The organism is Rhizobium terrae (assembly GCF_003425685.1).
Taxonomy (GTDB): Bacteria; Pseudomonadota; Alphaproteobacteria; order Rhizobiales; family Rhizobiaceae; genus Neorhizobium; species Neorhizobium terrae.
Genome location: NZ_QJKM01000005.1, coordinates 46,860 through 65,526, shown reverse-complemented (window position 1 = coordinate 65,526; position 18,667 = coordinate 46,860). Strand labels below are relative to the sequence as shown.

General features: G+C 60.2%; 17 protein-coding genes. 1 reads left to right on the top strand and 16 read right to left on the bottom strand.

Annotation, left to right across the window (positions count from 1 at the left end):
• Window positions 1-20: 20 nt before the first annotated feature.
• The 8 genes from DMO26_RS10460 to DMO26_RS10425 all read right to left on the bottom strand — a co-directional run bounded on the left by DMO26_RS10460 (window position 21) and on the right by DMO26_RS10425 (window position 8,072).
• Complete coding sequence (locus DMO26_RS10460) at window positions 21-671, bottom strand: GntR family transcriptional regulator (protein ID WP_162894805.1); 651 nt, start codon at window positions 669-671, stop codon at window positions 21-23.
• 20 nt (window positions 672-691) lie between these two features.
• Complete coding sequence (locus DMO26_RS10455) at window positions 692-1,786, bottom strand: ABC transporter ATP-binding protein (protein WP_117192003.1); 1,095 nt, start codon at window positions 1,784-1,786, stop codon at window positions 692-694.
• Window positions 1,779-3,518: an ABC transporter permease gene (locus tag DMO26_RS10450; RefSeq protein ID WP_117192002.1), complete on the bottom strand. Its 1,740-nt coding sequence runs from the start codon at window positions 3,516-3,518 to the stop codon at window positions 1,779-1,781. Before DMO26_RS10450 ends, DMO26_RS10455 begins: the two co-directional genes overlap by 8 nt.
• 54 nt (window positions 3,519-3,572) lie before the next feature.
• Window positions 3,573-4,664, bottom strand: coding sequence for an ABC transporter substrate-binding protein (locus DMO26_RS10445; protein WP_117192001.1), 1,092 nt, complete (start codon window positions 4,662-4,664; stop codon window positions 3,573-3,575).
• 28 nt (window positions 4,665-4,692) lie between these two features.
• Entirely contained in the window at window positions 4,693-5,514 is an 822-nt protein-coding gene (locus tag DMO26_RS10440) for an alpha/beta hydrolase (RefSeq protein ID WP_117192000.1), read from the bottom strand.
• Window positions 5,515-5,620: 106 nt separating this feature from the next.
• The gene (locus DMO26_RS10435) at window positions 5,621-6,283 is read right to left on the bottom strand and encodes an RraA family protein (RefSeq protein ID WP_404947038.1); all 663 of its coding nucleotides are present in this window, start codon (window positions 6,281-6,283) and stop codon (window positions 5,621-5,623) included.
• An 11-nt stretch (window positions 6,284-6,294) separates the two neighbouring features.
• Entirely contained in the window at window positions 6,295-7,158 is an 864-nt protein-coding gene (locus tag DMO26_RS10430) for a carbon-nitrogen hydrolase family protein (protein ID WP_117191998.1), read from the bottom strand.
• Window positions 7,155-8,072, bottom strand: a complete 918-nt coding sequence (locus DMO26_RS10425) for a proline iminopeptidase-family hydrolase (protein ID WP_117191997.1) — start codon at window positions 8,070-8,072, stop codon at window positions 7,155-7,157. The genes DMO26_RS10430 and DMO26_RS10425 overlap by 4 nt, the downstream gene beginning before the upstream one ends.
• Before the next feature lie 138 nt (window positions 8,073-8,210).
• Between DMO26_RS10425 and DMO26_RS10420 the strand changes: the two genes are divergently transcribed.
• Complete coding sequence (locus DMO26_RS10420) at window positions 8,211-8,978, top strand: HpcH/HpaI aldolase family protein (protein ID WP_205421196.1); 768 nt, start codon at window positions 8,211-8,213, stop codon at window positions 8,976-8,978.
• 341 nt (window positions 8,979-9,319) lie between these two features.
• On the opposite strand, the gene DMO26_RS10415 is transcribed toward DMO26_RS10420, so the two are convergent.
• From DMO26_RS10415 to DMO26_RS10380, 8 genes are read right to left on the bottom strand one after another with little or no spacing between them, the layout of a single operon-like run.
• Complete coding sequence (locus DMO26_RS10415; RefSeq protein ID WP_117191996.1) at window positions 9,320-10,759, bottom strand: sulfatase family protein; 1,440 nt, start codon at window positions 10,757-10,759, stop codon at window positions 9,320-9,322.
• 30 nt (window positions 10,760-10,789) lie between these two features.
• On the bottom strand, window positions 10,790-11,743 hold the full coding sequence (locus tag DMO26_RS10410; RefSeq protein ID WP_117191995.1) for a formylglycine-generating enzyme family protein: 954 nt from the start codon (window positions 11,741-11,743) through the stop codon (window positions 10,790-10,792).
• 48 nt (window positions 11,744-11,791) lie between these two features.
• Complete coding sequence (locus tag DMO26_RS10405) at window positions 11,792-12,742, bottom strand: DUF4432 family protein (RefSeq protein WP_226951258.1); 951 nt, start codon at window positions 12,740-12,742, stop codon at window positions 11,792-11,794.
• Window positions 12,743-12,773: 31 nt separating this feature from the next.
• Window positions 12,774-13,883, bottom strand: a complete 1,110-nt coding sequence (locus tag DMO26_RS10400; RefSeq protein ID WP_117191994.1) for an ABC transporter ATP-binding protein — start codon at window positions 13,881-13,883, stop codon at window positions 12,774-12,776.
• An 8-nt stretch (window positions 13,884-13,891) separates the two neighbouring features.
• Window positions 13,892-14,722, bottom strand: coding sequence for a carbohydrate ABC transporter permease (locus DMO26_RS10395; protein ID WP_117191993.1), 831 nt, complete (start codon window positions 14,720-14,722; stop codon window positions 13,892-13,894).
• On the bottom strand, window positions 14,719-15,642 hold the full coding sequence (locus DMO26_RS10390; RefSeq protein WP_117191992.1) for a carbohydrate ABC transporter permease: 924 nt from the start codon (window positions 15,640-15,642) through the stop codon (window positions 14,719-14,721). Before DMO26_RS10390 ends, DMO26_RS10395 begins: the two co-directional genes overlap by 4 nt.
• Window positions 15,643-15,701: 59 nt before the next feature.
• Window positions 15,702-17,045: an ABC transporter substrate-binding protein gene (locus DMO26_RS10385; RefSeq protein ID WP_226951257.1), complete on the bottom strand. Its 1,344-nt coding sequence runs from the start codon at window positions 17,043-17,045 to the stop codon at window positions 15,702-15,704.
• A gap of 30 nt (window positions 17,046-17,075) precedes the next feature.
• Window positions 17,076-18,590 carry a sulfatase gene (locus DMO26_RS10380; RefSeq protein WP_117191991.1) on the bottom strand — a complete coding sequence of 505 codons (1,515 nt, stop codon included), beginning with the start codon at window positions 18,588-18,590 and terminating at the stop codon, window positions 17,076-17,078.
• Window positions 18,591-18,667: the final 77 nt, after the last annotated feature.

Genomic DNA, 18,667 nt, shown 5'->3' with positions numbered 1-18,667 from the left:
AAAATTGCGGCCGCGCCTCTCTATGCCTCAGTTGCGTGCGCACGCCAACGGTTGATGTGGCGGCAAATGATTTCCGCAAGCAGCGCACCGTCGCGCTTGCGCAAAGCGTCCACCATCTCGAGATGGTCGTCTGACGAGGCTTTCAAAGTCGTCGCGCTGACCCAGCCTGACCAGGAACCCGGCAGATCGCGTTCCCGCAGGTCGTTGAGCAGGCTTGCCATCATCGTGTTGGCAAGCGACGCGTTCATCGTTCTGTGAAATTCATGATTGAGACGCCGCAACTCGACGTAAGATCCGACTTCGATGGCCTTTTCGAAGGCCGCCGCCGCTGTCGCGATCTTCTCGATACCGCTCGATCGTATATCCTTGACCATGAGAAGCGCCGCCTCCCGCTCAAGAATGGTCCGTATCTCCGAAATCTGCGACCTTGCCTCGGTACTCGGCATCATTAAGCGAATGCCGCGATTGGGCACATGTTCCGCCATGCCCATCAGCACCAGGTCGTCCAGAGACCGGCGGATCTGCGCCCGGGTTACACCATAGGTCTCCTGCAGGTCGACCTGCCGCAACCACTCACCCGGACGATAGGTGCCGACCAGGACATCCGAACGGATACGTTCGGTCAGCGGACGTTGCGCTTCGGCCGGTTTTGCTGTCTCCTGTCTGTCCAAATCTTTGTCCTTGCCGCTGTTCATCGGGTCTTGTCTTTCGCCCGATCGTCCAGCGGGAAAATAAGCGCATCCGCGTGATCGATCCAGATAGCGCCTTGCCCTTCGGGCGCCGGCCGGATTGTCTGGAGACGGAGACGGCATTCCCCTAAAAATGCCTCCTGCTCAAATCGGTCGCCGAGATAGTTCGCGGCACCGAAGCGAACGAGAAGGCGGTTTTCGTCCGCTCCCTCCGTCGGCTGGATATTCTGAGGGCGCACCGCGACGAGAGCCGGGCTGCCTGGATGAACCGGCAATGGAGCATGTCCACGAAGAACTTGCCCATCCCCAAACGCGATGGCCGCCTGCCCCCCAAAAACTTCTGAAACGGACCCACCCGTAATCAGGTTGGCACTACCTATAAAGCTTGCCGAGAACGGATGCACAGGCCGTTCATAAATATCCTGCGGAGTTCCCATCTGGATTATATGGCCGCCGCGCATCACCACGATCCGATCGCTCATCGACAGGGCTTCTTCCTGATCGTGGGTGACATAGATCGCGGTCAGGCCGAGTTCGCGCTGGATACTCTTCAACCAGATGCGCGCCTCCTGCCGAAGCTGCGCATCCAGGTTGGACAGAGGTTCATCCAGCAGAAGCAGCGCCGGGCGGAATACCACCGCGCGCGCAAGGGCCACGCGTTGCTGCTGCCCGCCGGACAATTCGCCTGGATAACGTTTCGCATACGCGGTGAGCCCGACAAGGTCGAGCGCCTCCCCCACCCGCCGGTTCCGTTCGGGCGCTGCGACCTTCCGAAGCCGAAGCGAGAGGCCGACATTGTCATCCACCGTCATGTGCGGCCAGAGCGCGTAGGATTGGAAAACGACGCCGAACCCTCTTGCTTCGGGCGGAAGCGAGGTTTTGGAGGCGGCGTCGAATAACGTGCGGCCGGCGAAGCTGATACGGCCATGGGTCGGCTGGTCGAGGCCGGCGATCGCGGCAAGCGTGGTCGATTTGCCGCAGCCCGACGGGCCGAGCAGGGTGAGGAACTCTCCGGCGCCAACGGTGATGTTGATGTTGTCTATGGCGTTGGTAGCGCCATAGCTGCGCGTCAGATCGGAAAGGACGAGATCAGTCATAGAGTTTTACCCGGAAAACGAGCCGCGTCGCGACGAGGAAGAGGGCGATGAGAACCATCTGGAGCGTTGCAAAGGCGGCCGTCACTCCGACGTCGCCATTGGTCCAGAGGCTGAGCATCGTCACCCCCATCACTTCCAGGCCGGGAACGATGAGGAAAATGGCGATGATGTAGGACTTGAGGTGAAAGATGAATAGCAGCGTGAAACTGCCCAGCATGGCGGATCGCAGAAGCGGCACCATGACGATGCGCATTGAGCGGGACCAGCTCGCCCCCACCGTGCGCGCCGCCTTGTCCAGATCCGCGCTGATCTGGATGACCGCCGGCTGTATGGCGCCAAGCGCGAGCGGCAGCGTGGCCATCACATACGCCAGAACGAGTATCCACAGGCTGCCGCGCAGCCACCCCATCGGCGAGAAGATGACGGTCGCGTAGAAGATACCCAGTCCGGTGATGAGCCCGGGGATGACGCGTGGCGAATAGGCAAGCGCCTCCAACGTGCGCTTGAATGGGAAGTCGGACCGCTGGATCAGCAATGCGACCATCGTCGCCAGTATCGTTCCAGACGCCGCGGAAAAGAACGACACGAAGAAGGTGTTGCGAATCGCCCGTACGAAAGTCTCGGAGGTCAGCAGAGTATTGAAGTTCTTCAACGTCAGCGTGGTCCAGGGGGCCACGAGAGGCGAAAGGAAGGTGGTGAACGCACGCAGGACAACCCCGAAGACCGGCACGATGACAAAGAAGAAAAGCGATGCCCCCATGATGATGACAAGCGGCCATTTCAAATTGCCGAGTTTCAGCAGAGCCGGTCGGCTACCCTTGCCTTTCACCGTTTCGTAGCGATGGCTGTTCTTGAGCAGCAGCCGCTGAACAAACAATGTCGCCGCCACGAGCACGACGAGAAGCAGGGAGGAAGCCGCAATTAGCCCGTGGTCCGGGTCGCTTGCCGCGATGCCCTGATGATAGAGAAACGTCGACAGCGTCTCGATCCGCGCCGGCCCGCCGATAAAGAGCGGAATGGATAGGGTCTCGACCGCAATGACGAGGTTGAGCGCGGCGGACGTTATGATCGAAGGGATCATCAACGGCAACGTCACGTGCGCCAGAACGCTCAAGGGCCGGGCGCCCACTGTCCGGGCCGCATGTTCGAGCGTAGGATCGACGGATCGAACGGCGCCGTAGAGACAGTACAGGTAGGCGAGCGGGATCTGGGAAACGCCGGCAACAATCCCCATGCCTGCCAGCGAATAGAGATTCCAGGGCGCCCCGCCGAGGATGCGCGCAAGCCACTGTGTCAGGAAGCCGGACGGGCCGTACATGATGACCCATCCCATGCCGAAGATCAGATGGGAAAGATAGAGAGGCCACATCAAAACGCCCCCTATCAGGTGCCTGCCCGGAAGATCGGTCCGCCCGAGAAATAATGCAGCCGCCACTCCACCGACCTGCGCGATGACGACGGTGATCACGGAGAAGACCGCCGTCGTGCCAAGGACGGAAGCAAGCTGTGCGGACCCAAAGAGCTTGCCGAAATTGGCGAACGTGAATATCCAGCCGTCGGAATAAAGCGGCCGGTCGATGAAAACCTGGACGGCGATCGGGATTGCCGGCGCCAACATGAGGATCGCCGTCACGACGAAGATCAATAGCTGAATGAGCCGCGAGTAATCCGGCAACACGGTCTGCGGCGCCTCTTGGGGCATTGCCGAAGAAATTCGAGGGCTGCTGCCCATAACTGTTCACCCTTTTTGTTTGGATCCGGCGCGCAAACCGCGCCGAACCGCCAATCACATCTTGAAAGCAGCGCCCCAGCGTGCCGAGAAGGCCGAGTTGCCGTCGATCATCTTCCGGTCGTAGCTGATCATCAGCAGGTTTTGTGTTCCCCCGACGGCCTTGGCCACCTCGTCCAGCGAATAGGAGAGGTCCCCCTGCGCAACCAGGCCCGGGCGATACGGTGTAAGCTTGCCGGCGGCAACGGCCGCCTGACCTGTCTCGGAGAGAAGGAAATCCAGGAAGACCTTGGCCGCAGCCGGGTGCGTGGCCTTGGCCGTTATGCCCATTCCGCGGGGAAAAATGACCGTGCCGTCCTTCGGAAAATTCCAGCCGATGATTTCGCCCAGTCCGTCGGCGATCTTGCTGAATACCACCGGTGCGGAGACGAAATAGGCGGAAGAGAGTTCTCCGCTCAACGTCCGTTCGATCATGCCGCCTGCACCACCACCCGGCTTGATGGACGGGCCGACCTTTTCGAACCAGCTCCAGGCCTTGTCGCCATATCGCTCCACCAGGGCGTAATTGAGCGCACCACCGAAGGCATAACGGCCGTCATAGGTACCGACCTTGCCGGAAAAGACCTCTGGATGCGCAGAGATATTGGCAAAATAGGCCTCCATGCTGTCGACCTGAAGCTCCGCAGGGACCGTCAGCTTGTTGTAGATGGTAACCATCGGATCGGCCGAGAATGTATAGAGGCCTGTTCCTGGATAGCTCCACTCAGGCAGTTTCTCACGTTCCGGCGACTTATAGTCGGTCAGCAGGCCATCCTTGAGCGCGCTCACCCAATCGACGATCGTGTTGGAGATCAGGAGATCGGCAGATGCGACGCCGCTGCCCACTTCGGCACGATATCGGGAAAAGGCCTCGGAAGGCCCCATTTCCAGGCTCCCGACCTTGATGTCCGGATAGACCTTGTTGAAGGCCTTGATGACCGGCGCAATGTTGTCTTCGCTGAGGTTCGTGTAGATGCGCAGGCTGCCTTCCGCCTTGGCCTCCGCGATAAGTTCCGGATAGGTGGCGGGATAACCCGCCGGCACGTCCTGTGCCTTGCCGGCACCGGCGACGAGAAAGAGGCCGGCAGTCAGCAAATATCTGTGTTTCATGGTTTCATTCCCCTTTTATCGGCGATGTTTAGCATTCCTCGGCATCGATCCATCGCGCAATCAATGCTGCGGCTTTCAGTGTGACGGGCCTGAGTTCATGGCCCACGCCCTCGATTTCGTGGAGCAGAGCCTGGATACCGTGGCTCTGGAAGCTGGCGCTCATGTTGCGGGCGCGCTCCAGGCGGCTGGCCCCGGCCACGCCTTCATAAAGTGAACCGTGCGGAGAACCGACAGGGCGCGCGACCAAGCCTACTGCCCTGTCTTCCGATCCGATGATGATCTCGACCGGAAGCCTGCGCAGGGAAGCAATATCCGTCGAAAGGCCGATCACCGCGGAAGCGCCGTCGAGCCCGGGCCACCATTCGAGCGTTTCGTCGAGCAGCGTCACGTTTCCGGGTGACGCGACAACAAGCCCGGACAGTTCCGAGGCGCAAAACAACGCGTACCGATGTGCAAACTGCGCTCCGCCCGAAAACCCGAAGAGATAGATGCTCCCAAAACCTCCAACCATTTGCGAGGCCGCGGCAATCATGGATTTCGTCACGGAGACATAGTCGATGCCACCTGACACTAGGAACTTGTAGCCGTCGGAATGGTCTTCTCCGCCGATCTCGGATGGAAAGAGCGGCGCAAGGATCGAGACTGGCCTTCCTGCAAGCCCTTCACGCATGGCATCGAGCATGCCTGTGGCATCGCGATCAGAACCGTGAGCGACGATGACCAGGGGCGTTCCGGTCGAGCTCGATCCGACAACTTCTCCGTCGAAGGCCGGCGCAGGAGAAAAGAGAAAACCGAAACGCGGCTCCCCGTCGATAAACGCGTGAATGGGGCTCGTCGAATAAAACGTCACCTGCTTCTTACTCCTGTTGCCGAGGCAGTCTGAGCCATTTGCGGCAGCAATGCAAACATAATTGGCGCCAATTTTACTTGCAGAAAATATCATGACGCAGTGGGTGTTATTCCTGCCGGCCTTCGACCATGGCGGCTGCACCGGATATGTCACAGAGGCGCTCGCCGCTCCGCAGGCGGGCAATGACCGACGCTTCGTTCTCCTGCATCGCGATCACACGCGAGCAGATCGGCACGATTTGTTCCGGCTTCAACACGACGACACCGTTTTCATCGCACAGAATGCCGTCGCCAGGCATCACCGCTACCCCGCCAACACTGATCGGGATATTGATGGCACCGCCGAGACCGACGAATTTCGTCGTCTTCGACGAGGTGCCGCGGCACCAGACCGGCATGTCATGGCCACGGATTTCGGCAAAGTCGGTGGCCCGGCCATCGATGACGGCGGCGGCAACGCCGGCCAGTTTGGCGGCGAGCGTGACCACCCCTCCCCAGCAGGCGTGGCTATCGTCGCCAGCACGATCGATGACGAGCACATCGCCGGGACGAACCATGGACAGAGCATAATGCAATGTCGCCGAGTCCATTCCCGGAATGCGCACCGTGAACGCGGTGCCGGCCACGCGCTTGCCGGCCACGACCGCGGCCAGCGCAGGGTCACAGAAACCATCATGCAGGATATGACCGATGGTTGCAGTTTCGGTTCGCGACATCAGATCGATGAGATCCGATGCAAGCGGCGCTGCGGGCGGATTGACCCGGTACAGGGCTGCGGTCATCAGCAGCCTCCACTTCCGGCAAATACGGTGGCCGTCGGCTTCAACTCTCGATCCTGCGTCAGGCAGGGCAATCGGCGCCGGGTCGCCTCCACCTCGGCCGGATCGATATCCGCGACAATGATGCCAGGGTCGTCGCCAAGCGCGGAAATGACCTCTCCGAACGGAGAAACGATCATCGCATGGCCATGTGTGCGCACACCGTCACGCGTGCCACACTGGGCCGCGGCGACGACATAGCTGCCGGTTTCGATCGCCCGCGCGCGCAGCAATATCTCCCAATGCGCCGGCCCGGTGACAGGCGAGAAGGATGCGGGGATCATCAACACGTTTGCGGCGGCGGCGGCCAGCGCCCGGAAGAGATAGGCAAACCGCACGTCATAGCAGATCGAGAGCCCGAGCCTGAGCCCCGGCGCGCCGAGATCGACGACGACGGGCGGCCCCTCTCCAGGCTGTACGGCCCGCGATTCCCGGAAATCATGCCCCTCGCCAAGCTTCACGTCGAATGTGTGCAGCTTGTCGTAACGCGCAACGATTTCGCCCGCCGGAGAGATGACGTGAGTGCGGTTCCAGATGCGCCTACCGTCTTCGGTTCTGATCAGGATGGAGCCGTCATGCAGCCATATTCCGAGTTCGGCCGTCAGTCGGCGGCAAAGTGCCAAAGTCGTGTCGTCCGCCTCGGCAACGCAGGTTCCGGCATATTGCATGTTATCCTTCAGCAGGATGTTGGCGGCCTCCGGCAAGCTGACAACCGTCGCTCCGAGCGCCGCCGCCTCCCGGACGAGAGCTTCGATAGCTTGATTGTTCGCCTCGACATCGGCAGTGCTGCACATCTGAATGGCGGCAAAACGGGTGAGGGTGCTCATGCGGAAATCCTCGGATCGTACTGGCTCAAAAATCCTTCGACGGCAGCCATGGTGTCGGCGCGTTCCTCCACATGGCACATATGCGCGGAGTTGGGCATTACGATCTGTTTTGCGTTCGGAATGAGCCGGACAAACGGCTCGACGCAGGCCTGCGTCGCCTCGTCATGATAACCAGATATGACGAGCGTCGGCACGGCAACGCGATGCAGCCGGTCGTCCACGCTCCAGTCCTTCAAGCTTCCGATGACGTGGAACTCCGTCGGGCCATTCATTGCGTGATAGACGGTCGGGTCTTCCGCCAGCGCCCGGAAAGTTCGCACAACGTCGTCTGGCCATGGATCAAGACGGCATACATGGCGGCGATAGAATACATAGCTCGCGGCCTGATAGTCCGGATGGTCGTAGGTGCCATCCGCTTCGTGGCGCCCAAGCGTCTCCTGCACCTCGGCCGGAAGGTCCTTGCGCAATCTCAACGCCTCGGCCACCCAGACGGGCATGGACGACGGCGAGGAAGCGATGACCAGTGCGTTGAGCCCGTCCGGGCACCGGACCGCATGTTCGGAAGCCAGCATTCCACCCCATGACTGCCCAAGCAGATTGTAGCTCTGCTCCATTCCCAGATGGCGCCGCAGATTGTCCAGCTCGTCGAGAAACAGATCGACGGACCAGAAACCAACGGGCGCATCGCGCAGGTGGGTCGAGTGGCCATTGCCGATCTGATCGTAATGAATGACGCAGCGGCCAGCCTCGGCAAGGTCCACGAAAGAAAGCACGTAATCATGCGTGCAGCCGGGGCCGCCATGGGCCACAATCAGCGGTACCTTGCCAGAATTTCGGTTTCCCGTCACTCGAAACCAGGTCTTATATTTCCCGAAAGGGGCATACCCCTCCAGGACATCAGGCTGTTGCTGCATCGATACGCAATCCACATGAGTTCAATATGCTCTCAGCATGCCAGTGCTGAAATCGGCCGCCTACCTGCAAAGAATTACAGGATTGCATCCCGGGGCGGCGCGCGCTCTTTTCGTCAGAAATTCCCTTGAGACGCGACATTGCTCAAAATTGATTCCTCCGATCTCCGCACGCAGTTGCGCACCGGCACAAAGGTGCAGGGAGCATTCCTGTTTCTGGCCTCTCCCGACGTGGGGGAGATCATGGCGCTCGCAGGTTATGGCGCGCTTGTCGTCGATCGGGAACACGCGGCAGCCGACCTCTCGGGCGCGCTGCACGAGTTGCGCGCGATACGATCGATAAGTGAGGTGCCGGTCCTTGTCCGCGTGCACAAGGCCGCCGACATCAAACCACTGCTGGATGCAGGGTTCGACGGTATCGTCGCTGCGGATGTCCGTTGCGCCGAAGAGGCACGCGCGCTCGTCGAGGCCGCCCATTATCCGCCCTTGGGACGGCGCGGCGCCCAGTTCACGGTCTCCCGTGCGGCGCGTTACGGCCTTGATCGGCTCACCTACGTGGAACAGGCGAGATCCCGAACGCTGATCGTTGCAATGATCGAATCGCGAGAGGCAGCGGAAGCGATCGACACGATAACGGCGGTCGAAGGCATCGATATGCTGTTCATTGGCCCGCTTGATCTCACATCCGGCTTCGGGCCTTACGGTGACCTCGGATCGAGTGAACTGAGCAATGCAATCGCCCATATCGAGGAGCGTGTACTTGCATCAGGCCGGCTTTTGGGCGGCGCGGCTATAGATCCTTCCGATCTCGGTGACATGTTCGGGAGGGGCTACAGTTTTGTGACGACCGCCAGCGATACAGGCCTGCTCAGGCAAGCATCTGCGGCGGCGGTGTGGTCGGAAAAATAGCTATTCCACGATAACCGCAAGGGACCCCACCACACGTGGAATTGAGATAGCACAAAACCTAACCCGACTCAGCCATCGCACTGAGGTCATGCTCACAGACTGCGACCGCCCTGGAGTGGGTGTCATATGCCGGACCACAATCCGCCGACTGTTGCGGCCAAGGTGGTTTCATCGGAGATACGGCCTCAACCGTGATATCGTCTGATAGAGACTTCTTGAAGCTTCCCCATTGGCGGCGGCAGTGAATCCAACATAGCGGGATGAGGAGCCTATCGAACTTTTCAATGGAAGACCGCCCACAAACTGCCAGCGCAAACGAAAGCCAATTCCGCTGCAGCGGATCAATCCGCGAGGTTCACCACGCTGCGAAGGCTCGCCAGCAGGCGGCCCCGGATCTCGATTGCCTCGTCCCACAGGTTTTCCGTTTCCAGGGGATCGTTTTCGAGATCAAAAAGCGAGCCGCTCTCGAAAATCTCCGCGGTCAGGGTGCCGAATTGCAGGCTTTCCTGGAATATGTCGGTACGGAATCCGACGAGCAGCTTGTAGCGCCCGTCGGTGATCGCCCGCCAGCCGCCCAATCCGGATGTGACCGCCCTGCCATCCAACAAGTCGGTACCCTTCATGATGCCGGTCAGATCGTAGCCTTCATAATCGCTGGGGACGGTGAGACCCGCCAAGGAAAGAAAAGTTGCGGGCAAATCAAGGAGGTTTCCAAGCAGGTCAGGCACATGTCCCTGGGCCAACACTCCGGGCCCTGCGAGCACCAGAGGGATGCGCACCGACGGTTCGTACGGAACCTGCTTCTTCCACAGATTTCGGTCCCCCAGCATCTCGCCATGGTCGCTTGTGAAAACGATCAGCGTCTCGTCCAACTGGCCAAGTTCTCGCAACGTCTCGATGTAGACGCCGAGCCATCGATCGATGTTTTCCAGCATCGCGGCATAACGACGGCGGATATCCTGCTGCAGTTCGGCATCGTCGTTGTTGCGCAGACAAGGAAGCGGAAAGGTAACGTCCTTCCAGCGTTCCGCCATGTCGACCGTCACGTCCATCGGTTCGTGCGGACCGGGAAAATTGACGATCAGGAACCATGGCTTCGACGGATCGAAATCGCGGATGATCCGGTCAGCCGCCTGCCCGACGAAATTGTCGTTATAAGCATCGTCCGGCAAGTCGAGCGGCGCCACATTGGCATAGGCATCCGGCGGCCTTTGGATGCGGCCTTCCATCCAGTCCGTCATCGGCCGCTTTTCCTTGCCAATGGAACGATGCGCGTAGTCGGCCATGAACCGGTCAATCAGGCCGCGGTGTTTCAGCATATTGGTATAGGGTTCTGGAAACCCTTCGGCATAAGCCTTTTCCGCGGCCTTCTTGCCGGCACTGTCGAAACCGTGGCTGAAGCCGAGTTGTGCAAGCTGGTCGGTACCGTTCACCCTGTGACGACCATCGACACCCCAGCTATGAGCGCCTTTCAAAAGGTCCGACTTGCCGGCATTGGCGACCTGATACCCGCCATCGCGCAGCCGCGCATAAAACGTCGGCGTGGTCGGCGGATTGTCCATGAGATTGTTGCCTACCGGCGCTCGGCCATACCCTTTGCCGGTGGCGAAGCAGGATCGTGCCGGCGCACAAAGCGGGCTCGGTGTCCAGGCGCGGCCAAAAGAAATTCCTCTCGCGATGAGCGCGTCGATATACGGGGTCCGGAGCGGGAGGTCGCCGATCGCGCCGAGCCAGTCGGCGCGCCATTGATCAGGAAAAAGCATCAGGATGTTCGGGCGCATGACTCTCGCTTTCTCCGATGCTTCACGGCTTCAGATCCCCGGTGTTGCACCCGGCATCACATCGTAGGCGATGCGGAAACCGGTATTGCTGGATGCGCTATCGGGTGACAGACCCATGCGGGCGGCTATCCGGTAACGGTAGCAATAGCTTTTGTGGCAGAGAAACGACCCGCCTTTCAGTACCTTGTCGGCATTCTTCTTGGCTTGTTCATTGCGTAGCTTCGCCTGGCGGGACAGCGAGCGGATTCGGAAAGCGTCGCTCGTCCATTCCCAGACATTACCGGAGAGATTGTAGAAACCATTTTCGGTCGGCTCGAAGCCACGCGCCGGCGAGGTACCAAAGAAGCCATCCGCCAGGGTGTTCTGATGCGGAAAGCGGCCCTGCCAGATATTGCAGAAAATCTTGTCGTCAGTCGGCTCTTCGTTCCCCCAGGGGTAGCGCCTGCGACGATTGCCGCCGCGGGCGGCATGCTCCCATTCTGCCTCTGTCGGGAGCCGGCCTCCGACCCAGCCAGCGAACGCCACCGCGTCGTTCCACGAGACTTGCGTCACCGGGTGGTCCATGCGATTTTCAATGGAACTCCCCGGCCCTTCCGGCGTGCTCCAGATAGCCTGATCGACGCGTGCCCACCAGGGCGTCTGCCTGACATTGTCGGCAATCAAAGCCTTGTCGTTCAAAAGGCCCGCGAAGACCGCTGCGCAGCCGAATTTTTCCGCCTCGGTGACATAACCCGTCGCCACGACAAACTCGGCGAAACGCGCAACCGTCACCGTTTCGGCTTCAAGAAAAAAGTCGCCGACCGTGACCTTGCGCTCAGGCCCCTCTCCATCGACGGTCAGGATCGCTTCGTGTGTTCCGACAAACGTCTCGCCACCCTTGACGGCGACGACCTCCCCGGCCTTGCCGCGCGACGAAATCTTCGGAGCCTTCCCCGATCCTTCATTTCCATTGTTCCGGCTGACTGCCGAACAGCATCCGCTCATTGTATCTTCCCGAAATTTCTCATTCGACAAACCGTACTTTCAGGGGAACTACCTGCCGCTGTCGAAAAGCATTTCGAGGTGGAACATGTGCGAGCCGCCGCGGGGTGTCGGCACCAGGGCTCCCGTCTCGCGCAACTCCTTTCGCGGCAGGCGGTCATGGGTCGCAGGTTCGATGCAGAACACGTTTATACCTTCATCGGCATTGCGCAAGGTTTGCAGGAAAGGCAATTTCCGCCCGTCGTATTTGAGCCGGAAACGCGCGCCGCCAGCTGTTCGCGCCGAAAGTTCAACTTCCGAGACGGCGGCACCGGACGGGCGGACCTTGATATTGTTCTCGGCCAGACAATCACGTGAGATATCCTCGCCGTTGAGGCACACCTTGCTGGTAAACGTGGCGGCCGGGAAGCCGAGGTTGATGTGGTACATCGCCATGACCGGCAGATTGCCGGACAGCACCGTCGCGCGATCGGATACGACCAGCGAGCGCCCCCCCAACGGCACGTAGATATGCCGCTGCAGCCGGATTGCCCCGTGGTTCAGGCTGAATTGAGTCACTTCCGCCTTGACCCGAAAGAGGCATTCGTCGCCATCCCAGACTGTATCGGTCGCAATGATCTTGCCCGGCAGGTGCATCATGTTGCCATGAAGGGGAAAACTGCGGCCTTCATCGGTTTCCGGCTGGCGGATGTGGTCGAAGCCGCAGGTCGCCATCAGGCCGGAAAGCGCATTGTTCTCGCCGATTGCGTGAGGCATAGGCGTGCCCATCGGGCTGATCCAGCCGAAGGGAATGTTGTCGCACCATACCTGACCGATATCGCAGCAGCGATCCGGCAGAAGATCGATGCGCAGCCCGCCTCCGCTATCGATCTGCAGAAGCCGCATGCCGCGGCCCGTGCCGTCGTCGACCGTCAGCTTCTTGAAGCCCGCCACGTGCATGAGATCGGGAAAGACCCGACCGAGTTCCTGCTTTGTGAAGGCTTGGCCGAACAACATCACCATTTCATCACCTCGTACAACTATCGGCGAACGGTCATTCGACCAGAAGATTGTCGCCGCTGGCGGCATCGAATACATGCCAGCGATCGGAGATCGGCCGGATATACAGGACGTCGTTTGCCGCTGGTGCCGTCGCCATGCCTTCCGGAACGCGGACACCGATCGGACCGAAAGAGGCCTGGCCGAAGATGAAGATCTCGTGGCCCAGCCACTCCACCACATTGACCCTGACCTCCATCGCCCCCTTGGTGCCGGCAGGAACCATCTCAAAATGCTCCGGCCGGATGCCGACCTTCACCGCCACGCCGGGCTTCATTGCATTGGCGAGCTTTGACTGGCGCTCTGGAGAGAGAGGCAAATGCAGGCCGTTGCTGCCATCAAGCCAGAGTCCGCCGTCGATCATCTCGACCTGGCCAGGCAGCAAGTTCATTTCAGGCGTGCCAATGAAGGTGGCGACGAAGGTGTTTTTCGGCCGGAGATAAAGGTCCTGCGGCGAGCCGATCTGCTGCAGCTTGCCATCCTTCAGGAGCGCGATGCGATCTGCCATGGTCATCGCCTCCACCTGGTCGTGAGTGACGAAGATCGAGGTCGCGTTCAGCCGCTCGTGCAGGCGCCGAATTTCGATGCGGGTCTGGGCGCGGAGCTTGGCGTCAAGGTTGGAAAGCGGTTCGTCGAACAGGAAGAGCTTGGGATTACGCACGACGCAGCGCCCCATGGCGACGCGTTGGCGCTGGCCGCCGGAAAGCTGGCCGGGCTTGCGGTTTTCCAGCCCGCCAAGATCAAGCATGACCACCGCATCCTTGACGCGTCGATCGATTTCCGAGGGATCTTCGCCACGCATCCTGAGTGCAAAAGACATGTTGTCCTTAACGGTCATATGCGGATAAAGCGCATAGGACTGGAACACCATGGCAAGGTCGCGGGCGGACGGATCGAGATGGGTGATATCCTCGCCATCGACGAGGATCTTGCCGGACGTGGTTTCCTCCAGTCCGGCAATCATCTTGAGGAGGGTCGATTTCCCGCTGCCGGATGGTCCGACCAGGACAAGGAATTCGCCGGAGTTGATCTCGAAATCTATGCCGGGAATGACCTCGACCGCGCCGTAGGATTTGCCGACTTTCTGAAGTTGCAAGTGTGCCATGGATTTTCCTATTTGACCGCGCCGGCAAGCAAGCCGCGCACGACGAAACGCTGCCCGAACATGATGAAGGCCAAGGCCGGGATCATCGAAAGCATGGATGCGGCCGCCATCTGCCCGTAGAGGATCTGGTGTTCCTGGGCGAAGGTCGCGATCGCGACCGGGGCGGTCATCGTATCCTTGTTGGAGAGGTTGAGTGCGATCGCAAAATCGCTCCAGGCGGAGATGAAGGAGAGCGCCCCTGCCGCCGCCATGCCGCCAAGCGACAGAGGGAAGATCAGGTGGCGGAAGACCTGTGCATAGGTACAGCCGTCGAGCCTTGCCGCCTGCACCAGCTCTCTCGGGATATTCATGACGAAGCCGATCATCAGGAAGAGCGCCATCGGCAATCCCTGCACGACCTGCGCAAGGATCAGCGCCGTATAGGTGCCGTGCAATCCGGCCTGCGTGAACATCACATACCAGGAGCCGACGAAGGTCAGCGTCGGCAGCATGTGGAACACCAACGCCCAGCCGAGCAGGATGAAGGTCACCCACCGCGGCGGCTCCAGCCGGGCGACGGTAAAGGCCGCGAGCGTCGCGATGACCAGCACCACCAGCGTCGAGATGACCGAGACGACCGCACTGTTCCAGAGATTCCAGAGGAAGTGCGACTGACGGGAATTGATGATCAGCTGGTAGTTGACCAGCGTGAAGGGCGCGATGGTCGTGCCCATCAGGATGTCGATCTGCCGCTTGAACGAGTTGGACAGGATCCATATCATCGGGCCGAGGATGATTAGGGCGTAACCCCAGGCGATGAGGTTTCCGCCGATGCCGCTGAGGCTTGTCTTGGCTTTCATGCGGTTTCCCTCTGCTTGCGACGGCGGCGGACGACGGTGTTTGCGAGCACGATCAGCACGGCGACCCCGAAGATCGTCAGGAGCGACATCGCCGATCCCATGCCGACCCGGTCCTGGGCGAAGAAGACGCGGTTGATCGAGAAGTTGATGACTTCGGTCGCCGTGCCGGGACCGCCGCCCGTCAGCAGGAAGACCTCGTCGAAGACCTTGAAGGAGAGGATCATGCGGAAGGCCAGCGTGATGAGGATGGTCGGCATCATCAGCGGGATCGTTATATAGCGCAGCTCCTGCCAGCGGTTCTTGACGTCCAGCTTGGCGGCCTCGAACACTTCCTGATCGAGGGACTCCAGTCCCGCCAGCGTCAGCAGGAAAACGAACGGCGTCCAGTGCCAGACGTCGACGATGACGACGGATATCAGCGCGAACCGCGGATCGCCGAGCCAGTCCACTTCCGGCAGGCTGAGGAAGCTCAGCAGCGCGTTGACGATGCCGAAATCACGGCCGAGCAGTAGGCGCCACATCGCGCCGATGACGATCGGCGGAATGACGATCGGCAGCAGAAAGATCGCCGTCAGCACGCTGCGGCCGATCTTCGAGGCCCGACGCACGGCGAGCGCCATGGTGAAGCCGAAGATCATCTGCAGCGTCACGGCGCAGATCGCAAAGACGATCGTGTTCCTGACACCGGCCCAATAAACCGCCTCGCCAGTGAAGAGTTCATGGAAATTCCGCAGGCCGACGAAATCGACGACGGCAGAGCCGGATACCCATTTGACGTCCGAAAGGCTCAGATAGCCCAGATTGAAGACCGGCCAGATCGACAGAAGAGCCAGGACGATGATGGCGGGAGCAAGGGAACCGACCCTCCACCAGAAATTAGCGCGTTCGATTCTCGCCGCGTCTATGGGACGTATCGCCATTGTGAGAGACTACTCCATGAATGGGGTGTCCGGGGCTTTTATCCCGGACACCCTGCGGCTCACAGCATTTTGGGAGGAGTGAGCTTGTAGCCGGCCGCGGTCAAAATCTGGTTCACCTCGGTTGCCGCTCCGTTCAGGGCATCCTTGGGAGAGATCTCGCCGATGAGCGCCCGGTTGAGATAAAGCGAGATGACTTCCTTCATGCGCACGCCTTCCTTGAGGGGCGTGTTCATCTTGGCGACATCCGCATTTTCGGAAAACGCCTTGATAAAGCGATAGGCCGGGTCGCCCGCGAGCCTGGTGTCGCTCAGGTCCTTTCGGATCGGAATGCCGCCGGCCTGCGTATAGGCAACCTGCGTATCCTTCTGGAGGAACCATTTCAGGAATTTCAGCGCCGCCTTCTGGTTGGCGTCCGGCACGTTCTTCGGGATGCCAGCCATCCAGTGGCCGGCGACCGAGGCATGCTTGCCGCCGGGACCTGCCGGCAGAAGCGCTGTCTCGATCGTGTCGGTGACGATCGACTTGTTCGGGTCCTGAAGATCGGCGACTGCGGCGATGACAGCCGTGCCCTGGGCTGCCTTGCCGGTGGAGAGGAGCTGGATCAGTTCGGCCTGCTCGAGCGCACCGGCATTGCCGGAACCGACTTCCTTGTTGAGCTTGATGAAGGTTTCCAGCGCCTGCAGCCCCTGCGGACTGTTGAGCGTGACCGAGAAATCTCCGTTTTCCGGATCGGCGAAGAAGCTTCCGCCATGGCTGAAGAGCACCGGCGAGAAATCGAAGAGGACCGATTCACGCGTTCCGCGCGAGACGAAACCATATGTCTTGGGCGGATTGTGCAGCTTCTTGGCGTTCGCCATTAGCTCGTCCCAGGTCTTGGGCACCTTGAGCCCGGCATGCTTGTAGAGATCGCTGCGATAGTAGAGCACGAGCACGTTGCCGTTGGTCGGAACGCCCAGAAGCTCTCCCTTGGGATCGAAGCTGTTCTTGGTGGCGTTCCAGTAGGCCGAGCCGCCGAAATCCAGCACGCCGTCCGGCAGCGTGAAGCTGGCGTCGATCTGCTTCAGCGGCTTCAGGAAGCCGCCGGCATACATTTCCGCAAGGCCCTGAGCGTTGATGTTGATGATATCGTAGGAGCCCTGCTGGGCGCGCACCGAGTTGCGCATCTTGTCGACCATGCCGCCGAACGGCGTCACGTCCAGCTGGAACTTGGTGCCCGTGTCCTTCTGGTACTGGTCGACCAGCGCCACGAACGAGTTCAGCCAGGGCGACTGGCTGATCAGGATCCTGATCGTTCCCGCATCCTGCGCAAAGGCCGGCGCCGTGAGGCATGCCGCGACGGAAAGGCCGGCCATCAGCTTGCCCAGCGTCCTTCTCGTATATCTGCCAGTTTTCTTTTCGGACATTTCGGTTCTCCTCCCTGAATTGAATCTCGCCTACGGATGTTCCAGACCCATCCAGTCGAAGAATTCCGGCGTTGCGGAATGCTGTCGGAGGATGTCCGATATGGCGCCCTTGAAGCGCTCTACCAGATCCGGTGCATCGAGCGGGTTCTGCTGGTACGGGTCTGCGACATTGTCGTAGAGCGCCGTCCTGAAGCTCTTGAAATGGGTGCGGTCGCCGCCGGGCGGGCGGCGGGCGTCGTTCAGCGCCCGGATGCTCAGCACCGGCAGGCCCTTGGTGAAATCCATCGGCGGGTGAAGCTCCGCCGTCTTCAGCTCGTTCAGCGCGAAGAAATGGTGCAGATGCGTCGGCATCAGGGTGTATTCCCTGAGGTCTTCGTCATCGAGATCCGGCGGATAGAGAAAGCAGGTATGCCGTCCGTCCGTCACGCCGATCGCACCGCCGAACATCCCGAAGATGACCGATCTCTCCCGGCCTTCCTGTTCGGCTAGTTCGAGAACCGAGGTGCCCTGCACTTCCGCCGGGATATCCTGGCCGAAGAGCTTGAGGATCGTCGGCATCAGGTCCGGCGTCTGCGTCACCACATCGGTGCGGGTGCCCTTGCGCGCGCCGAGGTCCGGGTGATGCACGATGAGCGGGATGTGCGAGATTTCCTCGTAATAGGGCATCACGTTCTTCGCCCACCAGTCATGCTCGGACAGAAGATAACCGTGGTCGGTCGTGAGGATCAGGCAGGTATCGTCCCACAGATTATACGCGTCGAAATAGTCCAGAAGCTTACCGAAATATTCGTCGCACATGGCGACAAGCGCTGCATAGTTGGCGCGGATCTCGGCTACTTCGTCGTCGCTTTCCGAAACGGGAGCGTATTTCGGCCAGTCGATGATCGGGCCGTCATAATTCGTCTTGAGGCCCTCGCGGAAACGCCGCGGCGCATAGAAGGGCTCGTGCGGATCGAAGCATTCGAGATGCAGCATCCAGTTGTCGGCGCCGCGGTTGTTGTCGAGGAACTCGAAAGCACGGTCGAAACACTGAACGGCCGGAAAGTCCTTTTCTTCCCTGATGAATTCCCGGTTGATCTGGTGCTGCAGGCGGTTTGCCTGGTTCGGCCCGTTATAGTGCTTGTCCGAATATTCCTTGCGGAACCGGTCCAGCGGCGGCTGCACCAGCGCCTTCCAGGTGTCGTATTCCTGACCACGGACGAAATCCCATGTCGAATAGCGGGAATGGTATGTCGCGCCACCGTCCTCGAAATAGTGGAAATGGTCGGTCAGCAGATGGGTATAGACACCACCCTTCTTCAGAAGCTCCGGCATGGAATTGTCGAACGGCTCCAACGGCCCCCAGGACCGATGCATGAAGTTCAGCCGGCCCGTGTGAAGATCGCGCCGCGCCGGCATGCACGGAAGGCTGCCGACATAATGATTGTCGAAAGTAAGCGCCCGGGCCGCGAACCGATCGAAATTCGGGGTCGGAACCGCAGTTCCGCCATAACAACCCAAAGCCAGTCTGTTCAACGAGTCGAACAGCACAAAAACTGCACGCATGAGCGATCCTCCACGAGCGAAAACTAGCGGCAGTTCAAAGCTTGCGCTAATACCTCTCACATCGATGTCGATAACCT